Here is a 279-nt window from a genome sequence, read left to right as displayed (position 1 = left end):
TTCATGGCCGGTGCAACGGCTTCTGCGTCTGTCGAACCGGCAGCCTTGGCGGCACCGGCGATCGCCTGCATCGCAGCGTAGGAGTAGAGCGTATAGGCTTCCGGGTTGAAACCAGCAGCCTTGAACTTTTCGACGAGCTCCTTGTTCGCCGGGTTCAGCGTCGGATCGGGGCCGAAGGTGTTCAGGGTACCGGCGACAGCGTCACCAGCGATAGAGGCCAGCTCGTTCGAAACGATGCCGTCACCGGAAACCAGCGTTGCCTTCAGGCCCTGGTCTGCG

The 279-nt window shown here is 62.4% G+C and carries 1 protein-coding gene; it reads right to left on the bottom strand.

The window, feature by feature from the left end; all coding sequences use genetic code 11:
- On the bottom strand, nucleotides 1-279 hold a 279-nt coding region (locus tag EOD29_RS31425; protein ID WP_164763930.1), incomplete at both ends, for an ABC transporter substrate-binding protein.

Origin of the sequence: Mesorhizobium sp. M1A.T.Ca.IN.004.03.1.1, from assembly GCF_003997555.1 — a bacterium.
Lineage (GTDB): Bacteria > Pseudomonadota > Alphaproteobacteria > Rhizobiales > Rhizobiaceae > Mesorhizobium.
Note: the sequence above shows the minus strand (reverse complement) of the source record. Positions and strands in the feature narration are given on the sequence as shown.